Origin of the sequence: Streptomyces phytophilus, assembly GCF_013870535.1 — a bacterium.
Taxonomy (GTDB): Bacteria; Actinomycetota; Actinomycetes; order Streptomycetales; family Streptomycetaceae; genus Streptomyces; species Streptomyces phytophilus.
Genome location: NZ_JACBXC010000754.1, coordinates 1 through 2979, shown reverse-complemented (window position 1 = coordinate 2979; position 2979 = coordinate 1). Strand labels below are relative to the sequence as shown.

The following is a 2979-nucleotide window of genomic DNA, read 5'->3' as shown; positions in this document are numbered from 1 at the left end:
GCCAGCTCCGGTTCCACGACGAAGCTGATGTCGGCGCCGGTCCGCTGCCGCCCCGCCCGCACCCCGGCGTGCACGGTGCGGTTGTGCAGCGCGTCGCCGTGGCCGGAGAAGCAGAACACGTGCCGGAAGCCGTCGCCCGCCAGGCCGGTAAAGAGGTCGGCCATGACCTGTTCCATCAGCTCGGGGCGGATTCCGTACGAGGCCGGGAAGCTCCCGGAGACGACGTTGATGCCCCAGTAGTACGGCGGCACGATGAGCGCCTCGATCCCGCGGCCGGCCAGCAGCCGCCGCACCTCGCGCAGCCGGGCGGCGGGCAGGTAGACGTCGGTGCCGGCGGGCAGGTGCGGGCCGTGCTGCTCGATCACGCCGAAGGCCCAGAGGAGCACGGCCCCGTCGCGGGCGGCGCGCTCGACCTCGTACCAGGTCAGCTCGGCGATGGTGTCGGCGAACACGTCCGGTTGGCCCACCGGTCGGCTCGGTGGTGTCTGCCGCGGCCCGGCGCCCGGGACGGCGCCGTCCGCTCCGCCGCCCGTCACGGCCGGTCCCCCGCACCGGCCGCGGGGGCGGCGGAGTGGAACGTCTTGGCGCGCTGCACGTGGCCGTAGACCGCGGCGCGCAGCTCGGCGAAGCGGGGCAGCGCGCGGGTGGTCAGCTGCTCGCGCTCGGCGGGCAGGTCGACGGCGATGTCCTCCATGACCACGGTCGGCGAGGCGGACAGCACGAGCACCCGCTCGCCCAGGTAGACCGCCTCGTCGATGTCGTGGGTCACGAACAGCACCGTCATGCCCAGCTTCCGCCACAGCGAGCGGGTCAGGTCCTCCAGCTCCGCCCGGGTCTGCGCGTCCACGGCGGCGAACGGCTCGTCCATGAGCAGCACCTTCGGCTCGTACGCGATGGCGCGGGCGATGGCCACGCGCTGCTGCATACCGCCGGAGAGCTGCCAGGGGTACGCGCCCGGGGCGTCCTGGAGCCCGACCGACTCCAGCGCCTGCGCCACCAGCGCCGCCCGCTCCGCCTTGCCGGTCTTCTTCTGCTTCAGCGGCAGTTCGACGTTCGCGCCGACGGTCATCCACGGGAACAGGCTGCGGCCGTACTCCTGGAAGACCACCGCCATGCCGGGCGGCGGGCCCTGCACGCGGGCGTCGCCGAGCCGTACCTCCCCCGACGTGGGCGCGAGCAGCCCCGCGACGCACTTCAGCAGCGTCGTCTTGCCGGCGCCCGAGGGGCCGACGATGCAGGTCAGGTCGCCCGCGCCGACGGTGAACGTCAGGTCGCGTACGGCCTCGACGGTCCGCCCGGAGCCCTGGTAGACCTTCCGCACTCCGCGGACGGCCAGCGCGCCCGCGCTGTACTCGGTGGCGGGCGCCGTCTTCGTGCCGGTCATTTCTCACCTCGCTGCGACTGCCTCAGGCCGCGGTACCAGCCGAGGACTCGGGACTCGAACAGGGCGAACAGCAGCGACAGCGCGAAGCCGAGGAGACCGAGCAGCAGGATGCCGCTCCACATCTCCGGGATGGCGAACGACCGCTGGAACTGCACGACGGTGAAGCCCAGGCCGCTGGAGCTGGCGAACATCTCGCTGATCACCATGAGGATGATCGAGATCGAGAGCGCCTGCCGCAGCCCGGCGACGATCTGCGGTGACGCGCCCGGCAGCACCAGCCGGCGCAGCCGGGCGGTGCCGGTCAGGCCGTAGCAGCGCGCGGTGTCGGAGAGCACCTCGTCGATCGCGCGGACCCCTTCGACGGTGTTGAGCAGCACCGGCCACAGGGCGCCGGAGATGATCACCACGATCTTCATCGTGTCGCCGATGCCGGCGACCAGCATGAGGACGGGGATGAGCACCGGCGGCGGCACGGCGCGGAAGAACTCCAGGACCGGTTCCAGCAGCGCGCGGATCCGCGGCCGGGTGCCGAGGAGTACGCCCAGGCCGATGCCGATGACCGCGGCGCCCAGGTAGCCGGCGGCCAGGCGCCCGAGGCTGGGCAGTACGTCGTCGACGAGCCGGTCGGAGAACCAGGTCTCCGCGAACGCGGCCAGGATCTCGTCCAGCGTCGGGTAGTAGAAGTTCGTGCTGCGCGCGGCGAGCACCCACCAGAGCGCGAGCAGCGCGGCGGGCAGTCCGAGGAGGTACGCCAGGTGCACGGCGCCGCTCCTGAGCAGCCGCAGGCCCCGGCCCGCGCGGCTCTCCGCGCCCTTCGCCTTCGTGCTGGTGACGCCGCTCACGCGCGGGCCTCCGTCCGCACCGAGGTGTGCCAGGACAGCACGCGCCGCTCCAGCGCGCGGGCCAGCACGTTCACGCAGACCCCGAGCGCACCGGCCACCAGCACCAGCGCGTACATCCGCGGGATCGCGTTGCTGGACTGGGCGCGGGCGATCTCGCTGCCGAGCCCGGGGCTGCCGATGATGAGCTGGGAGCTGACGGTCAGGATCAAAGCCACCGACGCGGCCAGCCGCAGCCCGGTCATCAGGTACGGCAGCGTGGTCGGCCACACCACGTAACGCAGCCGCGCCCAGGGCGAGAAGCCGTAGCCGACGGCGGTGTCGCGGGCGACCGGGTCGACGTCGCGGACGCCGCCGAGCACCTGGAGGAGCACGGGCCAGAAGGCCGCGTAGACCACCAGCAGCAGCGTGGAGCCCAGTCCGGTGCCCAGGACGAGCACCGCCAGGGGTATCAGCGCCACCGAGGGGATGGGCCGCAGGAACTCGATGGTGGAGGCGGTGGCCCTGCGCAGCACCTCGACGCCGCCGATCACCAGCCCCAGCACCGTGCCGGCGACGAAGGCGATGGCCAGGCCGTACGCCCAGCCCTCGACGGTGTCGAGCAGGGCGGTCCAGAAGGCGCCCGAGCCCAGCTCGTCGCCGAGCGCGCCGACCATCTCGCTGAAGGGCGGCAGGTACTTCGCGGGCACGGCGCCGGTACGCGGCAGCAACTCCAGCACACCGGCGAACAGGACGATGCCGAGGACGCCGAGCGCG

4 protein-coding genes are annotated in these 2979 nt (G+C 73.0%); all 4 read right to left on the bottom strand.

Annotated features, from left to right (window positions below):
- On the bottom strand, positions 1-467 hold a 467-nt coding region (locus H5J30_RS24710; protein WP_309505623.1), incomplete at its 3' end, for a creatininase family protein.
- A 65-nt stretch (positions 468-532) separates the two neighbouring features.
- Positions 533-1384: an ABC transporter ATP-binding protein gene (locus H5J30_RS24705; protein ID WP_181789561.1), complete on the bottom strand. Its 852-nt coding sequence runs from the start codon at positions 1382-1384 to the stop codon at positions 533-535.
- A complete protein-coding gene (locus H5J30_RS24700) occupies positions 1381-2226 on the bottom strand; it encodes an ABC transporter permease (RefSeq protein ID WP_309505622.1) in 846 nt (281 codons plus the stop codon). The genes H5J30_RS24705 and H5J30_RS24700 overlap by 4 nt, the downstream gene beginning before the upstream one ends.
- A partial coding sequence (locus H5J30_RS24695) for an ABC transporter permease (RefSeq protein WP_258563520.1) occupies positions 2223-2979 on the bottom strand: 757 nt, incomplete at its 5' end. The genes H5J30_RS24695 and H5J30_RS24700, both read right to left, overlap by 4 nt.

Coding starts and splice junctions, on each gene's coding strand:
- H5J30_RS24705 (WP_181789561.1), bottom strand. CDS start 1,384: ATGACCGGCACGAAGACGGCGCCCGCCACCGAGTACAGCGCGGGCGCG.